Genomic DNA, 724 nt, shown 5'->3' on the forward strand with positions numbered 1-724 from the left:
CTTCTATTTTCTCTCCAGTGGAAAGAACGGCAAAGTGTTTCAAACCAACATCTATGCCAACAGGTTCTCCAACTTCCGGAACGGGATCGGGTATTTCTTCTATGACCGCCATGCTTACGTACCATCTGTCAGCTTCCCGGCTCACAGTGGCTGAAAGTATCCTGCCTTTGCATTTCGTCGTCTTTTCTTTGACCCTGATTTTACCTAGTCGGGGTAACTGCACGTGTTTTGGGAATACCTTAATCGTACCCGTAAGCCTGAAGCTGTCATGGACACCTTTTTTCTTAAACTTCGGGAAATTCGCTCTGCCTTCAAAGAAGTTCTTTAAAGCTTTGTCCAGATCTCTCAGCGCTTCCTGCGGAGCACATTTCGATACCTCATACATCCAGGGGAAATCCGTCTTCTTCAGCCTGTTCAGTTTACGGTGAAGTTCTATCGCGTTGGTGGTCTTTCTCTCTTCTTCCCACAGTCTCTTCCGTTCGGCCAGTCCCCAGTTCCAGGCAAATCTGGCACAACCAGCATGTTTCTTCAAAAGAATAAGCTGGGTCTTGTTTGGTTTAAGCTCGTACCAGTAAGCCTTATTCACCAACATTTTCTATAGCCTCCATAGCTTTCTTGACCCGGTTTCTGGCCGACCTTTTTCCATACAGACAGACGAGCACAGAACGAAGTTAATACCTCAATCATGTCCTGCACTAAGTCGTCTTTGACTTCGCCCGGTTCC

General features: G+C 46.8%; 1 protein-coding gene and 1 pseudogene. Both read right to left on the minus strand.

Annotation, left to right across the window (positions count from 1 at the left end):
• Nucleotides 1–592: RNA-guided endonuclease InsQ/TnpB family protein (locus KKC1_RS13505; protein WP_143288762.1), on the minus strand; the 592-nt coding region annotated here is incomplete at its 3' end.
• Nucleotides 579–724, minus strand: a pseudogene (locus KKC1_RS13510) (IS607 family transposase); the annotation flags it as partial. The gene KKC1_RS13505 and the pseudogene KKC1_RS13510, both read right to left, overlap by 14 nt.

This window comes from Calderihabitans maritimus, from assembly GCF_002207765.1.
GTDB classification, from domain to species: Bacteria; Bacillota; KKC1; order Calderihabitantales; family Calderihabitantaceae; genus Calderihabitans; species Calderihabitans maritimus.